The organism is Paracoccus niistensis (genome assembly GCF_042432925.1).
Taxonomy (GTDB): Bacteria; Pseudomonadota; Alphaproteobacteria; order Rhodobacterales; family Rhodobacteraceae; genus Paracoccus; species Paracoccus niistensis.
This window is the reverse complement of sequence record NZ_JBHLWE010000029.1, coordinates 65,127-87,778: the sequence shown is the minus strand read 5'-3', so window position 1 is coordinate 87,778 and position 22,652 is coordinate 65,127. Positions and strand designations below refer to the sequence as shown.

25 protein-coding genes are annotated in these 22,652 nt (G+C 69.6%); 4 read left to right on the top strand and 21 right to left on the bottom strand.

What is annotated here, in order from left to right:
* Positions 1–2 precede the first annotated feature (2 nt).
* A complete protein-coding gene (locus ACFFII_RS08990; RefSeq protein WP_377698795.1) occupies positions 3–272 on the top strand; it encodes a K+/H+ antiporter subunit F in 270 nt (89 codons plus the stop codon).
* Complete coding sequence (locus ACFFII_RS08985; RefSeq protein ID WP_377698551.1) at positions 269–673, top strand: Na+/H+ antiporter subunit G; 405 nt, start codon at positions 269–271, stop codon at positions 671–673. The genes ACFFII_RS08990 and ACFFII_RS08985 overlap by 4 nt, the downstream gene beginning before the upstream one ends.
* A 6-nt stretch (positions 674–679) precedes the next feature.
* On the opposite strand, the gene ACFFII_RS08980 is transcribed toward ACFFII_RS08985, so the two are convergent.
* From ACFFII_RS08980 to fsa, 3 genes are read right to left on the bottom strand one after another with little or no spacing between them, the layout of a single operon-like run.
* Positions 680–1,624, bottom strand: coding sequence for a tyrosine recombinase XerC (locus ACFFII_RS08980; RefSeq protein ID WP_377698550.1), 945 nt, complete (start codon positions 1,622–1,624; stop codon positions 680–682).
* On the bottom strand, positions 1,621–2,331 hold the full coding sequence (locus tag ACFFII_RS08975) for a DUF484 family protein (protein WP_377698548.1): 711 nt from the start codon (positions 2,329–2,331) through the stop codon (positions 1,621–1,623). Before ACFFII_RS08975 ends, ACFFII_RS08980 begins: the two co-directional genes overlap by 4 nt.
* Positions 2,328–2,984 carry a fructose-6-phosphate aldolase gene (gene fsa, locus ACFFII_RS08970; protein ID WP_377698547.1) on the bottom strand — a complete coding sequence of 219 codons (657 nt, stop codon included), beginning with the start codon at positions 2,982–2,984 and terminating at the stop codon, positions 2,328–2,330. The genes ACFFII_RS08975 and fsa overlap by 4 nt, the downstream gene beginning before the upstream one ends.
* Before the next feature lie 132 nt (positions 2,985–3,116).
* Here fsa and ACFFII_RS08965 point away from each other — a divergent pair, with 132 nt between their 5' ends.
* Positions 3,117–3,644: a TIGR00645 family protein gene (locus ACFFII_RS08965; protein WP_377698546.1), complete on the top strand. Its 528-nt coding sequence runs from the start codon at positions 3,117–3,119 to the stop codon at positions 3,642–3,644.
* Between the two features lie 15 nt (positions 3,645–3,659).
* On the opposite strand, the gene folD is transcribed toward ACFFII_RS08965, so the two are convergent.
* Complete coding sequence (folD, locus tag ACFFII_RS08960; protein WP_377698545.1) at positions 3,660–4,538, bottom strand: bifunctional methylenetetrahydrofolate dehydrogenase/methenyltetrahydrofolate cyclohydrolase FolD; 879 nt, start codon at positions 4,536–4,538, stop codon at positions 3,660–3,662.
* Complete coding sequence (locus ACFFII_RS08955) at positions 4,528–4,836, bottom strand: chorismate mutase (protein WP_377698544.1); 309 nt, start codon at positions 4,834–4,836, stop codon at positions 4,528–4,530. The genes folD and ACFFII_RS08955 overlap by 11 nt, the downstream gene beginning before the upstream one ends.
* Positions 4,837–4,951: 115 nt before the next feature.
* Here ACFFII_RS08955 and ACFFII_RS08950 point away from each other — a divergent pair, with 115 nt between their 5' ends.
* A complete protein-coding gene (locus tag ACFFII_RS08950) occupies positions 4,952–6,148 on the top strand; it encodes a methyltransferase domain-containing protein (protein ID WP_377698543.1) in 1,197 nt (398 codons plus the stop codon).
* Positions 6,149–6,195: 47 nt separating this feature from the next.
* Here the strand turns inward: ACFFII_RS08950 and ftsH are convergent, their stop codons facing one another.
* The 16 genes from ftsH to ACFFII_RS08870 all read right to left on the bottom strand — a co-directional run bounded on the left by ftsH (position 6,196) and on the right by ACFFII_RS08870 (position 22,624).
* Positions 6,196–8,088: an ATP-dependent zinc metalloprotease FtsH gene (ftsH, locus tag ACFFII_RS08945; protein WP_377698542.1), complete on the bottom strand. Its 1,893-nt coding sequence runs from the start codon at positions 8,086–8,088 to the stop codon at positions 6,196–6,198.
* Between the two features lie 63 nt (positions 8,089–8,151).
* Entirely contained in the window at positions 8,152–9,411 is a 1,260-nt protein-coding gene (tilS, locus tag ACFFII_RS08940) for a tRNA lysidine(34) synthetase TilS (protein WP_377698541.1), read from the bottom strand.
* Positions 9,401–10,279, bottom strand: coding sequence for a tetratricopeptide repeat protein (locus ACFFII_RS08935; RefSeq protein WP_377698539.1), 879 nt, complete (start codon positions 10,277–10,279; stop codon positions 9,401–9,403). The genes tilS and ACFFII_RS08935 overlap by 11 nt, the downstream gene beginning before the upstream one ends.
* A complete protein-coding gene (locus tag ACFFII_RS08930; protein WP_377698538.1) occupies positions 10,279–10,791 on the bottom strand; it encodes an OmpA family protein in 513 nt (170 codons plus the stop codon). Before ACFFII_RS08930 ends, ACFFII_RS08935 begins: the two co-directional genes overlap by 1 nt.
* A gap of 14 nt (positions 10,792–10,805) precedes the next feature.
* Entirely contained in the window at positions 10,806–12,179 is a 1,374-nt protein-coding gene (gene tolB / locus ACFFII_RS08925) for a Tol-Pal system beta propeller repeat protein TolB (protein ID WP_377698537.1), read from the bottom strand.
* Between the two features lie 50 nt (positions 12,180–12,229).
* Entirely contained in the window at positions 12,230–13,840 is a 1,611-nt protein-coding gene (gene tolA, locus ACFFII_RS08920; protein ID WP_377698536.1) for a cell envelope integrity protein TolA, read from the bottom strand.
* Complete coding sequence (locus tag ACFFII_RS08915; protein WP_377698535.1) at positions 13,833–14,285, bottom strand: ExbD/TolR family protein; 453 nt, start codon at positions 14,283–14,285, stop codon at positions 13,833–13,835. Before ACFFII_RS08915 ends, tolA begins: the two co-directional genes overlap by 8 nt.
* Complete coding sequence (tolQ, locus tag ACFFII_RS08910) at positions 14,285–14,977, bottom strand: protein TolQ (protein WP_377698534.1); 693 nt, start codon at positions 14,975–14,977, stop codon at positions 14,285–14,287. Before tolQ ends, ACFFII_RS08915 begins: the two co-directional genes overlap by 1 nt.
* Positions 14,978–15,075: 98 nt before the next feature.
* The gene (gene ybgC / locus ACFFII_RS08905; RefSeq protein ID WP_377698533.1) at positions 15,076–15,471 is read right to left on the bottom strand and encodes a tol-pal system-associated acyl-CoA thioesterase; all 396 of its coding nucleotides are present in this window, start codon (positions 15,469–15,471) and stop codon (positions 15,076–15,078) included.
* A gap of 120 nt (positions 15,472–15,591) precedes the next feature.
* Entirely contained in the window at positions 15,592–16,203 is a 612-nt protein-coding gene (locus tag ACFFII_RS08900; RefSeq protein WP_377698532.1) for a hypothetical protein, read from the bottom strand.
* 35 nt (positions 16,204–16,238) lie between these two features.
* Positions 16,239–16,868 carry a 3-oxoacid CoA-transferase subunit B gene (locus ACFFII_RS08895; protein ID WP_377698531.1) on the bottom strand — a complete coding sequence of 210 codons (630 nt, stop codon included), beginning with the start codon at positions 16,866–16,868 and terminating at the stop codon, positions 16,239–16,241.
* On the bottom strand, positions 16,868–17,605 hold the full coding sequence (locus tag ACFFII_RS08890; RefSeq protein ID WP_377698530.1) for a CoA transferase subunit A: 738 nt from the start codon (positions 17,603–17,605) through the stop codon (positions 16,868–16,870). Before ACFFII_RS08890 ends, ACFFII_RS08895 begins: the two co-directional genes overlap by 1 nt.
* A gap of 225 nt (positions 17,606–17,830) precedes the next feature.
* Entirely contained in the window at positions 17,831–20,437 is a 2,607-nt protein-coding gene (gene topA, locus ACFFII_RS08885) for a type I DNA topoisomerase (protein WP_377698529.1), read from the bottom strand.
* Between the two features lie 147 nt (positions 20,438–20,584).
* Positions 20,585–21,226 carry a DUF4142 domain-containing protein gene (locus tag ACFFII_RS08880; protein WP_377698528.1) on the bottom strand — a complete coding sequence of 214 codons (642 nt, stop codon included), beginning with the start codon at positions 21,224–21,226 and terminating at the stop codon, positions 20,585–20,587.
* Positions 21,227–21,307: 81 nt separating this feature from the next.
* Positions 21,308–22,162 (bottom strand): ferredoxin--NADP reductase, encoded by an 855-nt coding sequence (locus ACFFII_RS08875; RefSeq protein WP_377698527.1) that lies wholly within the window; start codon positions 22,160–22,162, stop codon positions 21,308–21,310.
* A gap of 42 nt (positions 22,163–22,204) precedes the next feature.
* Entirely contained in the window at positions 22,205–22,624 is a 420-nt protein-coding gene (locus tag ACFFII_RS08870; RefSeq protein WP_377698794.1) for a DUF934 domain-containing protein, read from the bottom strand.
* Between the last annotated feature and the right edge of the window lie 28 nt (positions 22,625–22,652).

Below are 22,652 nucleotides of genomic sequence, written 5' to 3'. Positions count from 1 at the left end.
GCATCCTAGACGCCGCCCTGTGGTTCGCCTTCGGCTGCTTCGCGCTGGCGCAGCTTCTGTGCCTTTACCGCGTTGTCCGCGCGCCCGGATTCAGTGACCGGGTGCTGGCGCTGGACACCATGACCATCAACATGATCGCGCTGATCACGCTGTTCGGCATCCAGCGTGGCTCGGGCTTCTATTTCGAGGCGACGATGCTGTTCGCCATGGTGGGCTTCGTGTCCACCGTGGCCTTCGCCAAGTTCATCCTGCGCGGGGACATCATCGAATGATGGCGCTGGCGGACATCCTGATCGCGGCCCTGCTGGTGGCGGGCGGGGTCTTCGGCCTTGTCGGCGCCTGGGGGCTGGTGCGGCTGCCCGACATGATGACGCGCCTGCACGGGCCGACCAAGGCGGCGACGCTGGGGGTGGGCTCGGTCCTGATCGCCTCGATGGCCTTCTTCTGGCTGCACCACGGCCATTTCAGCTGGCACGAGTTGCTGATCGCGATCTTCGTCTTCCTGACCTCGCCCATTACGGGGCTGGTCGTCGCCAAGGCGCACATGCACCTGTCCTGGAAGCCCGAGGAACTGCCGCAGCCCCCCTCGGGCGCCGAATGGGCGACCTGGGGCAAGGGCGCCGAGACGAGCCCCATCGTCACCGTCCCGGATGATGCCCCGGGCCGCGAGTGAAGGCCCTCAGCGCCGCGGATGCGCGGCGCGGTGGACGGCCAGCAGATGCGCGTCGTCCACGCCGGTATAGACCTGCGTCGTGGACAGGCTCGCGTGCCCCAGAAGCTGCTGGATCGTGCGCAGGTCGCCCCCGGCGGCCAGCAGATGCGTGGCGAAGCTGTGGCGCAGCGCATGGGGCGTCGCGGTTTCCGGCAGGCCCAGCGACTGGCGCAGCGAGGCCATGGCGCCCTCGATGGCGCCTGCATAAAGCCGCTTGCCCTTGATCGTGAAGAACAGCGGCCCGTCAGGGGTCAGCGGAAAGGGGCAGATCCGCAGGTAGCCCGCGACCGCCTGGCGTGCGGCGGGCAGGACGGGCACCATCCGCTCGCGCCCGCCCTTGCCGCGGATCACGAGCGAATCTTCCATCGGCCAGTCGCGCCCGTTCAGCGCCAGGGCCTCGCCGATGCGCAGGCCCAGCCCGTAAAGCAGCGTCAGCACCGCCATGTCGCGGGCGGCGATCCAGGGCGTCGGATGCCGATCTCCCGCGAGATCGAGGACGGCGCGCGCCTGTTCCACCGGGATCGGGCGCGGCAGGCTGCGGCGATAACGGGGGCTGCGGGCCGACAGGGCGCGGCTGGCGTCGAAGCCCTCGCGGTCGCTGATCCAGCGCAGGAAGCTGCGGATCGCGGACAGGCGACGGGCAAGGCTGCGGGCCGACAGGCCCCGCGCCCGTTCGGCGGCGGCAAAGGCGCGCAGGTCGGACTGGGTCAGCGCGGCCAGCGCTTTGGGCAGGGCAGGCGTTCCGTGATAGCTGCCCAGGAAGGACAGGAAGGCCAGCAGGTCGCCCTGATAGGCGGTGATCGTATGCTCGGACCGGCCGCGCGTCCCGCGTTCGCTGTCCAGCCAGCGGGCCAGCGCGTCCGACATGGCCGGGGCCAGCGCCAGGGGCGGCACCGGACCCTGCCCGCTCATCCCCGAAGCCAGCCGATCAGGACCAGCCGGAAGACCTGCGCGAAGAAGCGCAAAAGGTCCGTGCCCTGCGCGGGCGAGAACCGCCCCGTGTCGCGCGAGCCCATGACCAGCAGCGCGGGCCTGCGGCCGGGGCCAAGGTCCAGAGGCAGCAGCGCCTCGGACCGGACCTCGGTGCCGTGGACGGCCAGCGTCTCGGGGCTGGCACGGCGCAGCACGATGTCATCGCCGCGCGGGGCCTTGCGGCCCGCCGCGATCAGCCGCCCGATGCTGCCCGCCGGAAGCACCACAAGTGGCCCCGTGTCGGAGGGAGCCGCGTCCTCGGGCGATTCCATCACCAGCTTCAGCGTCTCGACCCGCAGGATCGGGGCCACGTCCGTTTCCAGCGTCTCGAGGAAGCCCGGGAAATCCATCGGCTCAAGCAGCGACAATACCGCCCGATGGATCGTCTGCGTGCCCGCCTGGTTTTCATAGGCCGCCGAGATCACGCTTTCATGCGCCGATTCAAGCCGGTCGAGCCGATGCTCCAGCGCCTGCATGGCGCGGCCCCGGATGTCGATGACATTCTCGCCCAGTTCCGCCTCGCGCGCGGCCACCAGCGCCCGCATCAACTCGCGGTCGCCGAGGATCAGCGCCGGCTCGGCCAGCAGCCGGTCGCGCGTGCCGGGGTCCAGCGCGACCTCGGGCGTCCTGTCCAGGGCCTCGGTCACAGCCCGATCTTCTGGCCGGTCTTGGCCCAGTCGGCGTTGAACTGGTCCAGCCCCTTGTCCGTCAGGACATGGTTCGCCATCGCCTTGATGACGGCGGGCGGCGCCGTGATCACGTCCGCGCCGATACGGGCGCATTCGATGATGTGGTTCACCGACCGGATCGAGGCGGCGAGCAGGTTCGTCTCGTAACCGTAGTTGTCATAGATGCGGCGGATGTCGGCGATCAGCTCCATCCCGTCCAGGCCGATGTCGTCCAGACGGCCGATGAAGGGGCTGATGAAGGTGGCGCCCGCCTTGGCCGCCAGGATCGCCTGCGCGGGCGTGAAGCACAGGGTCACGTTGACCATGTGGCCCTCGTCCGTCAGCGCCTTGCAGGCTTTCAGGCCGTCCCAGGTCAGCGGCACCTTGACGGTGACGTTGGGCGCGATCTGCGCCAGGTGCTTGCCCTCGCGGATCATGCCTTCCGCATCCGAGGCAACGACCTCGGCGCTGACCGGGCCGGGGACCATCTCGCAGATCTCGCGCGTGACCTCGGCGATGTCGCGGCCCGACTTGAGGATCAGCGAAGGGTTGGTCGTGACGCCGTCCACCATGCCCAGTTCGTGCAGTTCGCGGATGGCGGCGATGTCGGCGGTATCGACGAAGAATCTCATGGCGCGGTGGCCTCCTGACCTTTGGGTTGCGCGTGGTGTAGACCAGATCGCCCCAGCCGAAAAGCCCGGCGCGGGCTTGCCTCCGGCGAGGCCCGCCCGTATCTGCCCGCGAAAACCGGGAAAGGGACCCCCATGGAAAAGGCCTTCGAGCGGCTGATCTTCGCCTCGCGCTGGCTTATGGCGCCGATGTATCTGGGGCTGGTCGCCGTGCTGGGAATGATGATGGCGGTGTTCCTGCGCCAGACCTTCTACTATGTTCCGCAGGCGCTGACGATGTCGGCGGAAACGGCGATCCTGGCCGCGCTGTCGCTGATCGACCTGACGCTGGCGGCGAACCTGCTGCTGATCGTGATCTTCTCGGGCTACGAGAACTTCGTCTCGCGTCTCGACGTGGGCGAGGACGCCGAGCGGCCGGGCTGGATGGGCACGGTCGATTTCTCGGGGCTGAAGATGAAGCTGATCGCCTCGATCGTGGCGATCTCGGCCATCGACCTGCTCAAGCGCTTCATGGAACTGGGGCGCCCCGGCATCACGCCGCTGGGCGACCGCGAGCTGCGCTGGCTGGTCATCATCCACGTCGTCTTCGTGGTCTCGGGCCTGCTGATGGCGGCAATGGACTGGCTGATCGCCCGCAGCGGAAAGAAATACGGCGGCCAGTAAGGCCGCCCCCTTTCGTCAGGGTGTCAGGCCTTCGGGTTCCGGCAGGCCGTTCACCCGCGCCGTGGCGGTCAGGGTGTTGGCCAGCAGACAGGCAATGGTCATGGGACCGACCCCGCCCGGAACCGGGGTGACGGCCCCCGCGACCTGGCGCACGGATTCGAAGTCCACGTCGCCGACCAGCCCGTCCTCGGTGCGGTTGATGCCCACGTCGATCACCGTCGCGCCCGGCTTGATCCAGTCGCCCTGCACGAAGCGCGCGCGGCCCACCGCAGCCACGACGATATCGGCGCGGCGGCAGAGGTCGGGCAGATCGCGCGTCCGCGAATGGGCCACGGTCACGGTCGCGTTGTCGGCCAGCAGAAGCTGCGCCATCGGCTTTCCGACGATGTTCGACCGCCCGATCACCAGCGCGTCCTTGCCCGCAAGCGAACCCAGCCGATCCCGCAGCAGCATCAGGCAGCCCAGCGGCGTGCAGGGCACCATCGCTTTCTGCCCCGTGGCGAGCCGCCCGGCGTTCAGCACCGTGAAGCCGTCCACGTCCTTTTCCGGCGCGATGGCGTTGATGACCGCCGCCTCGTCCATGTGCTTCGGCAGGGGAAGCTGCACGAGGATGCCGTTGACCTTCGGATCGTCGTTCAGCTGCGCGATCAGGGCCAGCAGGTCGTCCTGCGACGTTTCAGGGGGCAGGCGGTGCTCGAAGCTTTCCATGCCGACCTCGACGGTGGCCTTGCCCTTGCTGCGGACATAGACCGACGAGGCGGGGTCCTCGCCCACCAGCACCACGGCCAGGCCCGGCGTGACGCCGTGATCGGCCTTCATCGCGGCGACCGCCGTGGCGATGCGGCCGCGAAGGGCGGCGGCAAAGGCCTTTCCGTCGATCAGGTCAGCGCTCATCGGCTTCCCCCAGCTGGCGGGCTTCCTGGGCGATGAAATGCTCCATCATCAGGCGCCACAAGGCTTCGGCCAGGTCGGGGTCGTAGCCCGTCGCCTCGGCGTTCCGGCGGGCCTTGGCGGCGACCTCCTCGACGCGTTCGTCGATGCGGGCAGGCAGGCCGGCCCCGGCCTTGATCTGGGCCGCGCGGTCGATCATGCGCGAGCGCCGGGCGAGAAGGTGCGCAAGCTCCAGGTCAAGCGCGTCAATGGCGGACCGCAGGGCGGTCATGTCGCTCAGATGCATCAGGTCATCGGTCATGCGCCGCCTCATGCCCTCTGCGCGGGAACGGTGCAAGGCCGGCAAGCACGGCCCTTGCATCATGACGGAAATGCGTCACCTTCCTGACGATCAATCTCAGCCGGATGACAGAACCATGACGCTGACAGTGCTGACCGGGGCCGCGGGGGCGGGAAAGACCTCCGAGGTCATCCGCATCATCAACGACCTGCGCGAGCGCAAGCAGAGATCCTTCCTGATCGCCACGCTGGACGGTGGCACGGTGCGGCCCGCGCTTGAAAAATTCGACATGATCAATGCCCGCAACGGGCGCAAGGCGCGCGTGGACTTCAAGGGCCATGCCCCCGAGATCCGGGCCTTCATCGGTGCCCGGACAACCGCCCCCTCGACCTTCGTCTTCGACGAGGCGCAGCGCTTCGGCCACGACTTTGCCGAGGACTGGATCGCCCTGTCCGAAGCAGGGCACCGGATCATCGTCTCGACCCCCTCCGGCCAGCAGCTTGAACGCCTGCGCGCGGCCGGGGCCACCGTCACCCGGATCCGCAAGATCTGCGACCTGATGGCGGACGGCGAGGCCACCACCATCATCCGGCTGCCGGGAGGGGACGGAACCATCTCGGTCTGCCCCCGCTGCGCGGCGCAGCTGCAGGCACAGGCCCGCACCCACCTGCGCGAGCGCCTGATCGCCAGCGCCCCCGGGGCCGGCTCGGTCCAGATCTATCAGCCGATCGACAGCGACTTCCCCGAATTCGCCGGCCTCGAGCCGATCCGCGCCGACAGCGCCACCCGCGCCGGGATCATGGCCGAGTTCGTCGGCAAGCACGTCGACCTGACGGACGCGGGGCAGAAAAGCTACATCGACGTGGGCTGCAACAGCGGCTTCTTCTGCAAGCGGATGGCGGACCTCGGCCTGCGCGCCACGGGCATCGACGTCGCGCCGAACGACATCGAGATGGGCCGGGTGGCGGACAGCTACATCTACAACCGGCATCTGGACCTGCAGGTGCAGAACGCGCTGACCTGGGTGCCCGAAGTGATGGCAGAACACGACGTCGCCTCGACCTTCAGCGTCTACCAGTGGCTCTTCGACAAGCATGATGCCGAGGCGGTCCATCGCTCGCTGCGGGCCCTGATGGCCAAGACCCGCAAGCTGTTCTTCTTCGAGATGGGCTATACCGAGGAAGCGCATTACCGCGACCGCCTGGGACTGCGCATCGACCGCGAATGGTGCCTGGCGCAGATGCGCGAGCACGGCGGCTTTGCCGATATCGTGACTTATGGCGCTGGCTGGAACGGGCTGAAGCGCGACTTCTTCGTCGGCATCAAGCCCTGAAACGAGAAACCCCGGCCGAAGGGCCGGGGTCGGGTCGCGTGACGGGTTCAGGCCGTGGGCACGGGCGCCGGGCCGCTGCTGGCCGGGGGGATGCGCGGCACGGCCGGCACCGCCGGGATGGCCGAGCTCGGCGTGTCGTCGTCGCCGCCCAGCTGCTCGCCCCGGATGACCTTGCCGATCTCCTCGCCGGTCAGGGTCTCGTATTCCAGCAGGCCCTTGGCGAGGCGCTCGAACTCCTGCTCCTTTTCCAGCAGGATGCGGCGGGCGGTCTGGTAGCCTTCCTCGATCAGGTCGCGGACTTCCTGCTCGATCAGCTCCTTGGTCTTGGTGGACACCGAGAAGCCGCCGGTGTTGCCCTGATAGCCCTCATGCGCCTCGGCATAATCCACGGCGCCGACCTTGTCGGACATGCCCCAGCGCATCACCATCGCGCGGGCCAAGGCCGAGGCCTGCTGGATGTCGCCGGCCGGGCCGTTGGACACGCCTTCCTCGCCATACTTGATGATCTCGGCGGCCTTGCCGGCCATGGTCATGGCGATCTTCTGCTTGGCCTCGTCCTTGTGATAGTTCAGCCGGTCCATCTCGGGCAGGCTGACCACCATGCCCAGCGCCCCACCGCGCGGGATGATCGTGGCCTTGTAGACAGGATCGCACTTCGGCAGGGACAGCCCGACGACGGCGTGACCGGCCTCGTGATAGGCGGTCTTTTCCTTCTGCTCGGGCGTCAGGACCATGCTGCGGCGTTCGACACCCAGCATCACCTTGTCCTTGGCGTTCTCGAAATCCTCCATCGTGACAAAGCGGCGGCCGATGCGCGCGGCCATCAGTGCGGCCTCGTTCACGAGGTTCATCAGGTCGGCGCCCGAGAAGCCGGGGGTGCCGCGCGCGATGATCCGCAGGTCCACGTCGGGGCCCTGCGGCACCTTGCGGGCATGGACGTTCAGGATCTTCTCGCGGCCCTTGATGTCGGGGTTCGGCACGTGGATCTGGCGGTCGAAGCGGCCAGGGCGCAGCAGCGCCGGGTCCAGCACGTCCTTGCGGTTCGTGGCGGCGATGATGATGATGCCCTCATTCGCCTCGAAGCCGTCCATTTCCACCAGAAGCTGGTTCAGCGTCTGCTCGCGTTCGTCATTGCCGCCGCCGATGCCGACGCCCCGGGCGCGGCCCACCGCGTCGATCTCGTCGATGAAGACGATGCAGGGGGCGGATTTCTTGGCCTGCTCGAACATGTCGCGCACGCGGCTGGCACCGACGCCCACGAACATCTCGACGAAGTCCGAGCCCGAGATGGTGAAGAAGGGCACGCCCGCCTCGCCCGCGATGGCGCGCGCAAGCAGCGTCTTGCCGGTGCCCGGAGGGCCGACCAGCAGCGCCCCCTTGGGGATCTTGCCGCCGAGGCGCGAGAACTTCTGCGGGTTGCGCAGGAACTCGACGATCTCCTCAAGCTCCTCCTTGGCCTCGTCGATGCCCGCCACGTCGTCGAAGGTGACGCGGCCGTGCTTTTCCGTCAGCAGCTTGGCCTTGGACTTGCCAAAGCCCATGGCCCCTCCCTTTCCGCCGCCCTGCATCCGGTTCATCATGAAGATCCAGACGCCGATCAGCAGGATGAAGGGCAGCCAGACGCCCAGCAGGGACATGAAGCCCGACTGCTGCTGGCGCTCGACCTTCACCTCGACGCCGTTGTCGATCAGCCGGTCGGCCAGGTCCTCGCCCACGGGGCGGACGGTCGAATAGCGGCGGCCGTCGGTGCCGGTCACGATGACGGTCTCGCCATCAATGGTGGCCGCCGTGACCTGGTCGTTCTCGACCCTCTGGATGAAGTCGGAATAAGCGATCTGGGTGCTGTTCATCTGCGCGCTGTTGCCGCCGAAGGCGTTGAACAGGGCCAGGATCATCAGGAACAGGACCACCCAGAAGGCGATGTTGCGCGCGTTGCCCAAGGGCGTTGTCCTCCGAGGGATGGAAGTCTTTCCCCGTGAAAATAGGGGCTGGAGCCCCCTGTATCAATGCGCTCGCAAGATTGCGAGGAAGTCGTCAACTCCGCGCAGCGGCAGGGCGCCGACAGGCGAGGGGTCGAGCAGCGGCAGGATGACCCTTTCGCCAAGGATCACGGCGGGCGAGGAGGCCAGCGCCATGCGCGGCAAACCTGCCGCCCGCCAGTCGCGTCCGGCCAGCGCGGCTTCTCGGGCGGCGGTCACCACCGCATCGTCGGGCAGTCCCGTCAGGCGCCAGCGCCGGTCCCAGAGGACCTCGGATGCATTCCCTTTGACCCGATTACCTTCCGGCCCCGGCCGGGCGCTGCTCCGGGCGGCGGCGGCGGGTTCGCGGATGAACTCGACCATTTCGCCGCGCGTGCGGGCGATCACCCCGTCCAGCGTGCCCTGCCCGCCTGCCGCCATTGCCTCGATCAACCGCGCGACATCCGCGCCGCGCGGCGGATAGTCGGCGCCCGTGATCCAGCGCAGCGCCGCCACGACCAGACGCCGCCTGATCTCGGGGCTTGCTTCCATGACATGCCGGGGCAGGCGCAGCATACCGCGATCCGCCTGCGCGCCCTTGGCGGCGGCCACGGCGGCTTCGGCGAGGGCCGTGCGGGCCTCGGCCAGGTTCCCGGCCGAGCGGGCCAAGGCCTCGATTGGCAGGTTCAGGGCGGCGATCGCCTGACGGACGCGGACACGCTCGTAGGCCCGGTCCTCGTTCGATGGATCCTCCACCCATGCGATGCCGCGCCCCGTCAGCCAGTCCCGCAGGGCCTTCCGCCGCAGCCCCAGCACCGGCCGCAGCCAAAGCGTTCCGTGCTGCTGGCGCAAGGGAGCCATGCCCGACAACCCGTCCAGCCCCGCGCCGCGTCCCAGCCGCATCAGCAGGGTTTCCGCCTGGTCGTCCTGCGTGTGCCCCAGCGCCACCGCCGGAAGGTCCTGCGCCCTGGCCCAGCCTGCCAGCAGGTGCATCCGCGCCCGGCGGGCGGCATCCATGACATTGCCCGCGACACCCTCATGCTGCCAGGTCAGGACGGCATGGGGCAGACCCAACCCCTCGGCCATCCGCCCGACCCACGCCGCCTCGGCGGCGGCTTCGGGCCGCAAGCGATGGTCCACGGTGGCGGCCTCGATCCGCACCCCCCGGGCACGTGCCCATTCATGGGCCATGTGCAGCAGCGCGATCGAGTCGCTGCCCCCCGAGACGGCGATGCCCAGCGCAGGCAGGCCGCCCGCGAGCCGATCGAGCTCAGTGGAAAGGACGTCCTGCGGCTCAGCCGCCATCGGCCTCCGCCGCCTCGCAGCCGGCCGAGACCATGCGGCGCGCGGCCTCCTCGGCCTGTGGCGTGCCGGGAAAGCGCGCGGTCAGTTCGACCAGATAGACGCAACCCTCCGACGGCGGGCGCCCCGCTGCTGATACCCGCGACAGGCCCAGCAGCGTGTCGGGCGCACGCGGGCCGGTCGGCTCGGCGGCAAAGGCCTGCAGCCAAGCGGCGGCGGCGCCCTTGGGATCGTTTGCGCTGTCCAGGGCCGCACCCTTGAGGAACAGCGCCTCGGCCGCGGCGGGGCTGCCGGCATGGGTTTCGGCGAAGCGGCCGAACAGTTCGGCCGCGCGGGTGAAGTCGCCCGCCTGCATCGCCTCGCGCGCGTGGCCCAGGTCGGCCTCTTCCTCGGCGGTCAGCGGCGCATCGGGGGCCACCGGCGCCGGACCGCCCAGCGAGGGCTGCAGCATTCCCCCGGCCGCATCCGCCTCGCCCAGGGTGGGTGTGGTCAGTGCGCCCAGGTCGCAGCCTTCCTCCATCTCGCACAGGCGGAACTCGATGTCGCCGATGCGGTTGGTGCCGTCGCGCACGACGCCGTCGATGCGGTGCTTCAGCCGCTCGGTTTCGCCGGTCAGGCGGGTGATCTCGCGCTCCATCGCGTTCATGCGGTCGATGGCGCTGTCGCCGCCTGCCGCGCGGAAGCCCTCGGCGCCCGAGGCGTTCAGCTCGGCACGCAGCGCGCGCAGCTCGGCCCCGACAGCGCGCAGATCGGCGCGCAGGTCGGCCAGTGTCCGGCCCGAGGGCGCGGCAGCCGCCGGGGGCGCGGCCTCCTGCGCCAGCGCGGGCGCCGCCAGCGCAAGAGCCGCGCCAAGGAGCAATGCGCGCAGCATCAGACGCCCGCCCCCGGTGCGACCACAGTCACCGCGCGGCGGTTCTGAGCCTGGCAGGCAGGGTCCGAGCAGACCTCGATCGGCCGTTCCTTGCCGAAGGAGCTGGTGCGGATGCGCCCCGCCTCGACCCCTTGCGAGATCAGGTATTCCTGCACGGCGCTGGCTCGGCGGGCTCCCAGGGCGAGGTTGTATTCCCGCGTCCCCTGTTCGTCCGAATGACCCTCGACGATCGAGGAGAAGCTGCCGTTCCGCTTGAGCCACTCGGCCTGACGCACCAGCGTCGCCCGCGCGGTGCCGTCCAGCGCCGCGTCGTTTTCGGGGAACAGCACGGTGTCGCCGGCGGTGCGGCGGAAATCCTCGGCCGTGACGCCGGGCAGGCTGCCGCCGGGCAGCGTGCCGGTATAGCGGCTGCCCGCATAGGGGTCCGTGACCACGGCCGGCGGCGGGGCCTGGGTGCAGGCGCCAAGTCCGGCAAGGACAAGGGCGGCAACGGCGATTCGAAGGCCGGTCATCGGGGGCAAGCTCCTCATGGCAAAAGCGGTCCCCAGTCGGGGTCGGAGGCGGCACCCTCGATCGAGAGGGGGCGCATGTTCCGGCCGGTCACGTCCACCGAATGCAGGCGCGGGGTGCCGTCGCCGCCCGGCGTCTGGCGCGTGAACATGACGACGCGGCCATTGGGGGCCCAGGTCGGACCCTCGTCAAGGAAGGATTCCGTCAGCAGCTTTTCCTCGGTCCCGTCAGGCCGCATCACGCCGATGTGGAACTTGTCGCCGTTTCGCTTGGTGAAGGCGATCAGGTCGCTCGTGGGCGACCAGGCAGGGGTGCCGTAGCTGCCCTCGCCGAAGCTGATCCGCGCGGGCTCGGCCGAGCCGTCTGCGGGCATGACATAGATCTGCTGCGTGCCGGACTGGTCGCTTTCAAAGACGATCTGCCGTCCGTCGGGGGAAAAGCTGGGCGAGGTCTCGATGGCCGCCGTTTCCGTCAGCGGGCGCTCGGCCCCGGTGGCCACGTCCATCTGCCAGATGTCGGTGTTGCCGCCCTTTTCGCGCGAATAAACGATCCAGCGGCTGTCGGGCGAGAAGCGGGGCGCGAAGCTCATGGTGCCCGCCTCCTGCTTCAGCGGGCGGGACTGGACGGTGGCCACGTCCATCAGCATGACCTGCGGCATCCCGTTGCCGAAGCTGGTGTACAGAAGCTGCGATCCGTCCGGCGAGAAGCGGGGCGAGACGACCAGCGCGCTGTCGTCCGTCACCCAGATCGGGTTCGCGCCGTCATAGTCCATGATCCCGATGCGCTTGAGCCGCGCATCCTTGGGCCCGGTTTCCGACACAAAGGTCACGCGGCTGTCGAAATACGGCCCCTCGCCCGTGATCCGGGCATAAACCTGGTCGGCCAGCTTGTGGGCGACGCGGCGCCATCCGGCCTCGGGGGCGTCGAACTGCATCCCGTCGCCCAGCGGCTGGCCAGAGAAGACGTCGAACAGCCGGAACCGGGCTGTCACCTGCCCGTCGCGAACCGCCACCGAGCCCAGGATCAGCGCCTCGGCATTGATCGCGCGCCAGTCGGGGTAGGCCACCGGATCGTCGAAGCCCGAAGGCCGCGCCACATGGGCCGAGGCGGGAATTTCGCGGAACAGGTCGGTGCCGGTCAGGTCGGCGGTCACGACCTCCTGGATGCGGGCAGCCATGTCGGCCGCGCCCCCCTCGTCGAAGAAGGGCGCGATGGCGATGGGCATCGCCTCGACTTGCCCGCCCGTGATCTCGATCCGCAGCGGGCCCTCGTCCTCGGCGGCAGGCAGGACCGGGGGCGCGGCCGCATCCTGCGCGGCGGCGGGTCCGGCCAGGACCACGGCGGCGGCAAGGGCAAGCGAAAGGCGGGTGAGAGAGGCGGAGAACGGCATGGTGCGCAAAGCCTAACCTGTTTGGGATGCGATGGAAATGCGGGCCATCTTCACCGGATCGAGGGGCCGCCCTGAGGGCGGAAGTCGATGATCGTGTCACGCCAGCGGCCGTATTTCTCGGCCGGCAGGTTGAAGCCGCCGCCCTGCAGGGCGCAGCGCAGGATCGCGCGGCGTGCGGCCTCGAAGGCCTGCGCGGCGGCCGCGTCCGAGCCGCCGTCGAAGCCGATCATCCGCACGCTGTCGGTTTCGGGCATCCCGTCGGCGGACATCGAGAACTGCACCGAAACCGCCGTCCGCTGCGCTTCGCGCGACAGCGAGCCGATGTTCCAGCAGGCCTCGATCTGCAACCTGAGCCCGTCCTTTTCCCCCTGCGACAGGGGCGGACCCAAGGCGGCGCGACCGCCGCCGCCTTCCTCGACGGCACCGGGCAGGTCCAGCGCCTCGTTCAAGGCCGCCATCAGCGGGTCGGCGTCCTCGGGGGCCTGCCGCGCGGCCTCGGCCTCCTCGCGGGCCTGCGCCTCGGCACGGGCGCGGGCGGCCTCCTCCTCGGCGCGGGCGAGCACCTCGGCGGCCTGGGCAGCGGCGGCTTCCTCCTCGGCGCGGCGGCGCGCCTCCTCGGCCTCGCGCTCTTCGGCAAGGCGGCGGGCCTCGGCGCGCTGGGCTTCCTCGGCCAGCCGCTGCTGCTCGGCCCGGCGGGTGGCGGCCTCGGCACGTTCACGGGCCTCGGCCTCGCGCCGCTCCTGCTCCTGCTCCTGCCGCTCGGCCTCCAAGGCGGCCTGCCGTTCCGCCTCAAGCGCGGCCTGGGCCTCAGCTTGCGCACGAGCAGCTTCCGCGGCAGCGGCCTCGGTTGCGGCGCGCTCGGCCTGCTGCCGCGCGGCGGCCTCGGCGGCGATGCGGGCCTGCTCGGCGGCAAGGCGCTCGGCCTCCAGCGCTTCCTGCGCCTGCCGCTGGGCCTCGGCCTCAGCCTCGGCCTGCCGGGCTGCTTCCTGCCGTGCGGCTTCCTGCCGGGCCGCTTCGGCGGCCGCGATCCGCTCGGCGCGGCGCTGGCGGGCGGCAGGAACGTCGAAGGGCGCGTCCGAGGTCATCAGCACCGGCGGGGGCGGCAGCGCGGCAGGGGCCGCCGCCTCGGCCGCGGGAGAGGAAAGGGGCGGGGCCGCCGCGACCCTCGGCAGTTCGGGCGGCAGGTCCAGCGCTGCCGGGGGCGGCGCCTCGTCCTGTGCCTGCGGGGGCTGCTGCGGCATGGGCGCGACGGTGGCGACAGCCACGGGGGTCTGCGGCACCTGCAGGTCGGACAGGTTCGGCGCGGCCTCGCCTGCGAACTCAGGCGCGGGCAGCGCCTGAGGGTCGGCGTTCGGCGCAGGCGGAGCCATGGCGACAGGTCCGCCCGCAATCGCCTCGGCCGAAGGCGGGCGCGGCTGGGCGGGCGTGACCGCCGCCTCGGCCCCGATGGGACCCGAGCCGCGCGCGGCGGCGGCCATCGATTCGAACTCGGTCGCCGACATGGTTTCCACGGGCGACATCCGCAGCGCGGGTGCCTGCGGCGGGCGGAACAGCGCGCCGCCGACCGCCACCCAGGCAATCAGGGCCGCGTGCGCCACGCCCGAGACCCAGGCGCCGATCCGGCGCTCTCGCGCCTCGGTGGGGGGGAACGGATCAGCCATCCATCCGCGGGCCGCCCGAATCGGTGACCAGCACGATGTCGCGGAAACCGGCCGCGTTCAGCGCGCCCATGACCTCCATCACGCGCGCATAGGCCACGGCCCCGTCGGCGCGCAGGTAGATGCGGCTCGACTGCCGCTCGGCGGCGACGGCGCGCAGGCGGGGGACCAGCTCGCCCGAGGGCACCTCGGTCGTCATCAGGACCAGCGGCCCCTCGGCGGGCAGCGAGATGGTCAGCGGCTCCTCGGGCTCGGCCGTGACGGCCTCGGCCGCCGTGCGGGGCAGTTCCAGTGGCACGCCCACGGTCAGAAGGGGGGCGGCCACCATGAAGATGATCAGCAGCACCAGCATCACGTCCACGAAGGGCGTGACGTTGATTTCCGCCATGGGCGCGTGACGCTGGCGCCCGTGGCGGCTGAGCTTGCGCCGCGCGATCCCGCCCGCCATCACGCGTCCTCGACCTGGCGCGACAGGATGGTGGCGAATTCGTCGGCGAAGGCCTCGTGACCGGCGCTGATGCGCTCGGCATCCGAGGAAAGCTTGTTGTAGAAGATCACGGCCGGGATCGCGGCCAGCAGGCCCAGCGCGGTGGCGACCAGCGCCTCGGCGATGCCGGGGGCCACGACGGCAAGGCTGGTATCCTGGCTCAACGCGATGCCCTCGAAGGCGGTCTTGATGCCCCAGACGGTGCCGAAGAGCCCGATGAAGGGGGCGGTCGATCCGACCGTCGCCAGGAAGGGCAGGCCGCGCGTCAGGCGGTCGCCCTCGCGCCCGATGGCCACGTTCATGGCGCGTTCAACCCGCTGCAGGACGCCCGCGATCAGGCCGCCGTCGTCGCGCTGCGAGCGGCGCCATTCGGTCATGCCGGCGGAAAAGATCCGCTCGGCCGGGCCGCCCGCGCGCCCGTTCATGCGGTCGAAGACGTCGTCCAGGGGCTCGCCCGACCAGAAGCGCCGCTCGAAGCCCGAAGCGTCACGACGGGCCGCGGCATGGACCATCAGCTTCTGGATGATCAGCGCCCAGGACCAGACCGAGGCCAGGACCAGCAGCACCATCACGATCTTGACGGTGAGGCCCGCGCGCAGGAACAGCGCGATCAGCGAGAAATCGGCCGGCGCGCCGATTGCGAGGTTATCCATCGAGACTTGCCTGTTCTTGCGCAGTTCCGCGCGTTTGCCATCATCCTATCGAGGAAGGCCATTCAAAAGGTCAACACAGTTCCGTGCGGCGGCGGCTGTCAGCCGGCCAGCGCGGCCCGGACCGCCGGGGGCAGGCGATGGGGCCGCATGGTCCGCAGATCCACGCAGACCACGGTGACGCGGGCCTGAAACAGCGCCTTTTCGTCGCGTTCCACTGCCTGCAGAACGGTCACGCGCGGTCCCGTGGCCTGTTCCAGCGTGGTCACGACCTCGAGCTGGTCGTCGAAGCGGGCCGGACTGAGGTAGTCGGCCTCGACCCGGCGGACGACAAAGGCCAGGTGCGAGTCCTCCAGCAGGCGCTGCTGGTCCACGCCCGCCGCGCGCAGCCATTCGCTGCGGCCGCGTTCGATGAACTTGAGGTAGTTGGCGTAGTAGACGATCTGCCCGAGGTCGGTGTCCTCGTAATAGACGCGGATCGGGAAACGGTGAGTCATTCGCGGGGCCCCTGCCGGTTTGGGTCAAGGGTCAAGCATGTCCGGCGGCGGAAGGGAACCTCGGGCAGAAGGAAGGGGCTCTGCCCCCGCCGCCCTGCGGACGGCTCCCCCGGGATATTTTCACGAAGAAGAAGGTGCCTGGAGCCGCGCGGCCAGGCGCAGGGCGTGGCTGGGGTCGCGGGCGCAGGCGGGCAGCAGGGGGTCATAGGCCGCGCGGATCAGACCGGCGAGCGGCCGCGAGGGCGTCACCGGATGCGCCCAGGTCAGAAGCGTGTTGACCGCCACGGACTCGGCCAGCTGCGCGGGGTGGGACTGGCCCAAGGGCCCGCCGAGGCGCAGGAACGCAAAGGCGGCGCGGATGCTGCCGTCGGGGTCGAAGCGGAACAGGCGATACTGGTCGGCCCCCTGCCCTGCCAGCCGCTCGGGCAAACCCTGCATCCCCGTCAGGCGGTCGAGGTCGGGCAGTTCCGCCAGTTCGTCCCAGTCGCGGACGGCGAAGACCATGAGGTTTGCGCCCATCTCGGGGTCGGTCTCGGCCATGGGGTAGCGGGCATGGGCGAAGACGGCTGCGATGGCGGCGCGGAAGACGGAAAGCGAGGCGTCGTCCAGCCCGAATACCACGGGGGCGACCGGCCGGCCCCAGCGGGCGCAGAGGAAAGCGCCGCCGGGCGCGGTGAACAGCGCGGCGATCCGGTCAGGGGTCAGCGTCACGCCATCGTCAGCGGGCCGCATGAACGGCCCGCCGAGGGTTGCAGGGGCTATGCCGGTCAGCCGACAATCGTCGCCTCGGTGGCGGCGCGCAGCTCGTCCTCGGTCACGCCATCGGCGACCTCGACGATCTTCAGCCCGCCTGGGACGACGTCCAGGACGCCCAGATTGGTGATGATGCGGTCCACCACGCCCTTGCCGGTCAGCGGCAGGGTGCACTGGCGCAGCACCTTGGATTCGCCGGCCTTGTTGGTGTGGTCCATGACCACCACCACGCGCTTGACGCCCGCGACGAGGTCCATCGCCCCGCCCATGCCCTTGACCAGCTTGCCGGGGATCATCCAGTTCGCGAGATCGCCGTTCTCGGCCACCTCCATCGCGCCCAGGACCGCCATGGCGATCTTGCCGCCACGGATCATGCCGAAGCTGGTGGCGCTGTCGAAATAGGCGGAATGGGGCAGCTCGGTGATCGTCTGCTTGCCGGCGTTGATGAGGTCGGGGTCCTCCTCGCCCTCATAGGGGAAGGGCCCCATGCCGAGCATCCCGTTTTCCGACTGCAGCGTCACGTGGACGCCCTCGGGGATGTAGTTCGACACCAGCGTCGGGATGCCGATGCCGAGGTTGACATACATGCCGTCCTCGAGTTCGCGCGCGGCGCGCGCCGCCATCTGGTTGCGGTCCCAGGCCATCAGGCTTCCTCCCCTTGCGCGGCGGGCGCAGTGTTCTGATCGGCGCGCTTGCGGACGGTGCGCTGCTCGATCCGCTTCTCGTGCTCGCCCTTTATGATGCGGTGGACGTAGATGCCCGGCAGGTGGATGTGGTCCGGGTCGATCGAGCCGGCCGGGACGATCTCCTCGACCTCGACGACGCAGACACGGCCGCAGGTGGCGGCGGGCACGTTGAAGTTGCGCGCGGTCTTGCGGAAGACGAGGTTGCCGGTCTCGTCGGCCTTCCAGGCCTTGACGATGGCGAGGTCGGTCACGATCCCGCGCTCGAGGATGTAGTCCTCGCCGTCGAAATTCTTGACCTCTTTCCCCTCGGCGATGACCGTGCCGACGCCGGTCTTGGTGTAGAAGCCGGGGATGCCCGCGCCACCCGCCCGCATCCGCTCGGCCAGCGTGCCCTGCGGGTTGAACTCCAGCTCGAGCTCGCCCGAGAGATACTGGCGCATGAATTCGGCGTTCTCGCCCACGTAGGAGGACTGCATCTTCCGGATCTGCTTGCTGTCCAGCAGGATGCCCAGGCCGAAGCCGTCGACGCCGCAGTTGTTGGACGCGACCGTCAGGTCCTTGACGCCGGACTTGTGGATGGATGCGATCAGCAATTCCGGGATGCCGCAAAGGCCGAAGCCCCCGGCCGCGATGGACATGCCGTCCTTCAGCAACCCTTCCAGCGCGGCATCCGCGTTGTCGTAAATCTTGCGCATGGTCCCCCCGTGCAAACCTTTCGGGGGGTTCTGCACGGGGGGGGCGCAGGTGTCAACGAACGAGGGGACGCCGGGCAGGTATCACCCCCGAACGGCGAAGGTATGGACGAACGCCGCGCGCGTTGAAAACACGGGCCTTTCTGCGGCCGCGATGACGGGCAGGCCGGCGCATCCGCGCCGGGAGGGTCTGCCGCCTTCGGTGCGCGACCTGCCCGGCAATCAGCCCTAGGCTGCTTCGTCCGGGCCGGCAGCCTTCCGGGCCGAGGCCTTCTTTGTGGCCGTGCCTGCGGCCTTCTTCGCCGTCGGCTTCTTCGCGGCGGCGGGTTTCTTCGGCGCCTTGGACTCGGCTGTCGCCCGCGCGGTCTTCTTGGCCGGCTTGCCCTTCGAGGCCTTGGCCGCGATCAGTTCCAGCGCTTGGTCCATCCTCAGCGACTCGGGTGCCATGTCGCGCGGCAGGGTGGCGTTGATCTTGCCCCATTTCACGTAGGGGCCGAAGCGGCCGCTCAGCACCTGCACGGCGCCGCCATCGGGGTGCTCGCCCAGTTCCGCAAGCGCCGCCGCCGGGGCCGCACGCCCGCGCTGGGGCTTTGCGGCCAGCACCTCGACCGCGCGGTTCATGCCGATGGTGAAGACCTCGTCCACCTCGGGCAGGTTGGCGTATTTTGTCCCGTGCTTGATATAAGGGCCGTAGCGGCCGATCCCGGCCTCGATGGTCACGCCGTCCTCTGGGTGCGGCCCAATCTCGCGCGGCAGGTTCAGCAGCATCAGCGCCTTTTCCAAGTCCATCGACGCAGCGTTCCAGCCCTTGGGGATGGAGGCGCGCGGGGGCTTGGGCTGTTCCGCCGTCGCTTCGCCGCGCTGGACGTAAGGCCCGAAGCGGCCGTTCTTCAGGCTGATCTCGATTCCCTCGGGGTCCAGGCCTAGGATGGCATCGCCCATGGCCTCGCCTTCCGCGCCGGAAATCGGGCGGGTGTAGCGGCAGTCGGGATAGTTGTTGCAGCCAATGAAGGCCCCGCCCGAGCGCGCGGTCTTGAGGTTCAGCCGCCCCTTGCCGCAGAGCGGGCATTCCCGCGGATCGCCCCCGTCGGCGCGCGCCGGGTAGAGATGCGGAGCCAGCGCTTCGTCAATCGCCTCCAGCACCTCGGTGATGCGAAGCTCGCTCGTGCCCTCCAGCGCGGCGGTGAAGTCGCGCCAGAAGCGGCGCAGGACCTCGCGGTACTCCCGCTCGCCCGAGGAGATGTCGTCGAGCTCGCCTTCGAGGTCGGCGGTGAAGTCGTAGCTGACGTAGCGCGGGAAGTATTTCACCAGGAAGGCCGTCACCAGCCGCCCCTTGTCCTCGGGGATCAGGCGGTTCTTGTCCTTGCGGACATATTCGCGGTCCTGGATCGTCGTGACAATGCTGGCATAGGTCGAGGGCCGGCCGATGCCGAGTTCTTCCATCCGCTTGACCAGCGTGGCCTCGGTATAGCGGGGCGGCGGCTGGGTGAAATGCTGTTCCGGCACGACGGCGCGCTTGGCGGCGGGCTCTCCTTCCGCGATCTGCGGCAGGCGGGCGCTGTCCTCGCCCTCGTCATCGTCGGTGCCCTGGTCATAGACCCGCAGGAAGCCGTCGAACAGCATCACCTGCCCCGTCGCGCGCAGGCCCACCTGCCCGTCGGCCGAGCCGATCTCGACGGTGGTCCGCTCCATCCGCGCGGCCTCCATCTGCGAGGCCAAGGTGCGCTTCCAGATCAGGTCGTAGAGCTTCCTCTGCTCGGGCTCGACGTTCAGCTTGTCGGGCGACAGCATCATGTCGGTCGGCCGGATGCACTCGTGGGCTTCCTGCGCGTTCTTGGCCTTGTTCTTGTACATGCGCGGCGACTTCGGCACGTAATCCGCCCCGAAGCGCGCCTTGATCGCGTCGCGCGCCGCCATCACGGCCTCGGGCGCCATGTCGATGCCGTCGGTCCGCATGTAGGTGATGTAGCCCGCCTCGTAGAGCCTCTGCGCCGCCGACATGCAGGCGCGGGCGCCTAGGCCCAGCTTGCGGCTGGCCTCCTGCTGCAGGGTCGAGGTCATGAAGGGCGGCCAGGGGTTGCGGCTGGCGGGCTTGGATGTGACCGAGGTCACCTTGAGGTCGCGGCTTTCCACCGCCTTCACGGCCAGCCGCGCAGCTTCCTCGTTGGCAAGGTCGTAGCGTTCCAGCTTTTTCCCTGCATAGGTGACAAGCTGAGCGCGGTATTCGTCGCCCTTGGGTGTCGCCAGCGTCGCATGGACGGTCCAGTATTCGCGGGCGCGGAAGGCCTCGATCTCCATCTCGCGGTCGACGATGATCCGCAGGGCGACCGACTGGACGCGGCCCGCGGACTTGGCGCCCGGCAGCTTGCGCCACAGGACGGGCGAGAGGTTGAAGCCCACGAGATAGTCCAGCGCCCGGCGCGCCAGATAGGCGTCCACCAGCGGCTGGTCGATCTCGCGGGGGTTCGCCATCGCCTCGGTCACGGCGTTCTTCGTGATCGCGTTGAAGGTGACGCGACTGACCTGCGCCTTCTTCAGCGAGGACGCTAGCGCCTCGCGCAGGTGCCAACTGATCGCCTCGCCCTCGCGGTCGGGGTCGGTCGCAAGGATCAGGTTCGGGTCGGACGCCAGCGCATCCTTGATCGCCTTGACGTGCTTCTTCGATTCCGCCGCGACTTCCCATTTCATGGCGAAATCTGCGTCGGTATCGACCGAGCCGTCCTTGGGCGGCAGGTCGCGGACATGGCCGAAGGACGCGAGAACGGTGTAGTCGTCGCCCAGATACTTGTTGATTGTCTTGGCCTTGGCCGGGGATTCGACGACGACGACGGGCATGACACGACCTTTGGCAGATTCGGGGCGGCAACATGGGTGCCCCGAGGGGCGGAGTCAACGCGGGGCAATCCCTGCCCGAACGTGGCACAAGGACGCGAAAGGGCGCCGGGCGACTGGCCACGGCGCGCCTTGGATGATCCGGGCCGCTCAGTCGGCGCGGATCTTTTCCAGCGTCTCCTGGTGGGTGCGGATGTGCTGGACGGCCTTCTGCGCCAGGGCGGCCATGTCGGTGTCGTCCGTCTGCTCGGCCCAGGGCTCGAACAGCGCGATGGCCTCGGCATGGGCCTGCGCCTGATGGTCGAGGTAGGTGCGGTCGAAGCTGTCGCCCTCGGCCCCCGTCACGGCCTCCATGTGCTGCGCCGGGGGTCCGGCGATCTCGGCCGGAACGGTCAGCCCCTTGGCGGCGGCCATGGCCTTGAGCTGCTCGTTCAGCTCGCCATGGTCCCGGATCATCATCCGGGCGAAGTCCTTGACCTCGTCGCTGCCGGCGCGCTCCAGCGCAAGCTCGCTCGACTGGACCTCGAACATGCCGCTGCTGGCAGCCTGGTTGACGAAATCCTGCGGCGTGGCGGCAGGGGTGGCCGAGGCGGCGGCGGGGGCCGTCGCAGGCTCGGGCGCCGCCTCGGAATGGGGCATCACCACCGGGTTCTGCGACGCGGCCACGCCGGTCGCCTCGCCAGACGGCATGGTGCCGGTCACGGTGGAGTCGGTCGGCGGGGTGGCCGTCTGCGCCAGAAGCGCGGCGGGCGCGGCCATTCCCAGGAAGGCGGCAAGAGCTGCAAGTTTCATGGTCGTCTCCGGCTTTGCGTGGATCCTGTCACCGAACAGGGCCACCAAAGCCGGAGTTCCGCCCAGGGGCTCACGGTCGGGTCAGACGCCCTCGCCCACGAAGGCCTTCTCGACCACGAACTCGCGCGGCTCGCTGTTGGCGCCCTCGTTCAGGCCGAAGCTTTCCAGCACCGCCTTGACGTCCACGTTGAAGGCCAGGCTGCCGCAGACCATGGCGCGGTCCTCGGCGGGGTTCATGGGCGGCAGGCCGAGGTCGGCGAAGACCTTGCCGCCGGCCAGGTTGTCGGTGATCCGCCCCATGAAGGGCGACTCTTCGCGCGTGGTCGTGGGATAGTAGACCAGCCGGTCGGTGAAGTCGTCGCCGTGGATCTCGCTCAGCAGCGGGTCGTGGCGCAGGTTCTCGACCAGTTCGCGGCCGTATTCCAGTTCCGCCTTCGTGCGGCAGGTGTGCATCATGATCACCTGCTCGTAGCGCTCGAAGGTCTCGGGGTCGCGCATCAGCGAGGCAAAGGGCGCGATGCCGGTGCCGGTCGCCAGGAACCACAGCCGCTTGCCGGGCAGCAGCGCGTCGAGGACCAGCGTGCCCACGGGCTTGGGGCGCAGGATGATCTGGTCGCCGGGCTTGATGTGCTGAAGCTTCGAGGTCAGCGGCCCGTCCGGCACCTTGATCGAATAGAACTCCAGCTCCTCGTCCCAGTTGGGCGAGGCGATGGAATAGGCGCGCAGGATCGGCTTGCCGTTGTCCCCGAGCAGGCCGATCATCACGAACTCGCCCGACCGGAAGCGCAGGCTGGCGGGCCGGGTGACCCGGAAGGAGAACAGCCCGTCCGTCCAGTGCCGGACCGCCGTGACGGTCTGCGCGTCGGGCAGGATGCCGGCGGTCGATTTGGGCTGGGTGACGTGGGGATCGTCTGCCAAGGGAATATCCAGGGTCATGTCGGGTGTCCGCAATAATCTAGGGGGAAAGCCGGCCGGGGACTAGCCCGCCAGCCGCGACCTGTGGTCCCACTCGCGCCAGTCGGCCCGGGCGAGCCACTGGTCCGCCGGCTGCCGCCGGGCAAGGGCCGCAGGGATCTGCACCTCGTCGATGCCGACGCGGCGGGCCATCGCATACTGGTCGGCGATCAGAGCGCCGGTCGCCCGGATGCGGCCCTTGTAGCCAAGCTCCCGCAGCAGCCGCGCCAGCGTAAGGCCGCGCCCGTCCGTCATGGCCGGGAACTCGACGGCGATCATTGCCGCGCCGAGGTGATCCGACAGCGTGTCAGGGTCGGTGTCCGAGGGCAGGCTGACGTCGGGCTGCCCTTCCAGCGGGTGGAAGCCGTCGTCACGGACCAGCACCGGCGCGTCCGCCCCGGTCGAGGCGGAAGTGGAGGCTTGGGTCAGGTCGGCGGTCGTCATGTCGGTGTCCTTGCTTGCAGCGGGGCGT

Excerpts from the sequence above, each read along its gene's own strand:
- fsa (WP_377698547.1), bottom strand. The coding sequence starts at position 2,984 with ATGAGATTCTTCGTCGATACCGCCGACATCGCCGCCATCCGCGAACTG.
- ACFFII_RS08900 (WP_377698532.1), bottom strand. The coding sequence starts at position 16,203 with ATGCGGCCCGCTGACGATGGCGTGACGCTGACCCCTGACCGGATCGCC.
- ACFFII_RS08965 (WP_377698546.1), top strand. The coding sequence starts at position 3,117 with ATGGAAAAGGCCTTCGAGCGGCTGATCTTCGCCTCGCGCTGGCTTATG.
- ACFFII_RS08950 (WP_377698543.1), top strand. The coding sequence starts at position 4,952 with ATGACGCTGACAGTGCTGACCGGGGCCGCGGGGGCGGGAAAGACCTCC.
- tilS (WP_377698541.1), bottom strand. The coding sequence starts at position 9,411 with ATGGCGGCTGAGCCGCAGGACGTCCTTTCCACTGAGCTCGATCGGCTC.
- ACFFII_RS08955 (WP_377698544.1), bottom strand. The coding sequence starts at position 4,836 with ATGACCGATGACCTGATGCATCTGAGCGACATGACCGCCCTGCGGTCC.
- tolQ (WP_377698534.1), bottom strand. The coding sequence starts at position 14,977 with ATGGATAACCTCGCAATCGGCGCGCCGGCCGATTTCTCGCTGATCGCG.
- ACFFII_RS08875 (WP_377698527.1), bottom strand. The coding sequence starts at position 22,162 with ATGACCCTGGATATTCCCTTGGCAGACGATCCCCACGTCACCCAGCCC.
- ACFFII_RS08890 (WP_377698530.1), bottom strand. The coding sequence starts at position 17,605 with ATGCGCAAGATTTACGACAACGCGGATGCCGCGCTGGAAGGGTTGCTG.
- tolB (WP_377698537.1), bottom strand. The coding sequence starts at position 12,179 with ATGCCGTTCTCCGCCTCTCTCACCCGCCTTTCGCTTGCCCTTGCCGCC.
- ACFFII_RS08935 (WP_377698539.1), bottom strand. The coding sequence starts at position 10,279 with ATGCTGCGCGCATTGCTCCTTGGCGCGGCTCTTGCGCTGGCGGCGCCC.
- ACFFII_RS08880 (WP_377698528.1), bottom strand. The coding sequence starts at position 21,226 with ATGAAACTTGCAGCTCTTGCCGCCTTCCTGGGAATGGCCGCGCCCGCC.
- ybgC (WP_377698533.1), bottom strand. The coding sequence starts at position 15,471 with ATGACTCACCGTTTCCCGATCCGCGTCTATTACGAGGACACCGACCTC.
- folD (WP_377698545.1), bottom strand. The coding sequence starts at position 4,538 with ATGAGCGCTGACCTGATCGACGGAAAGGCCTTTGCCGCCGCCCTTCGC.
- ACFFII_RS08895 (WP_377698531.1), bottom strand. The coding sequence starts at position 16,868 with ATGGCCTGGGACCGCAACCAGATGGCGGCGCGCGCCGCGCGCGAACTC.
- topA (WP_377698529.1), bottom strand. The coding sequence starts at position 20,437 with ATGCCCGTCGTCGTCGTCGAATCCCCGGCCAAGGCCAAGACAATCAAC.
- tolA (WP_377698536.1), bottom strand. The coding sequence starts at position 13,840 with ATGGCTGATCCGTTCCCCCCCACCGAGGCGCGAGAGCGCCGGATCGGC.
- ACFFII_RS08985 (WP_377698551.1), top strand. The coding sequence starts at position 269 with ATGATGGCGCTGGCGGACATCCTGATCGCGGCCCTGCTGGTGGCGGGC.
- ACFFII_RS08870 (WP_377698794.1), bottom strand. The coding sequence starts at position 22,624 with ATGACGACCGCCGACCTGACCCAAGCCTCCACTTCCGCCTCGACCGGG.
- ACFFII_RS08930 (WP_377698538.1), bottom strand. The coding sequence starts at position 10,791 with ATGACCGGCCTTCGAATCGCCGTTGCCGCCCTTGTCCTTGCCGGACTT.
- ACFFII_RS08915 (WP_377698535.1), bottom strand. The coding sequence starts at position 14,285 with ATGGCGGGCGGGATCGCGCGGCGCAAGCTCAGCCGCCACGGGCGCCAG.
- ACFFII_RS08980 (WP_377698550.1), bottom strand. The coding sequence starts at position 1,624 with ATGAGCGGGCAGGGTCCGGTGCCGCCCCTGGCGCTGGCCCCGGCCATG.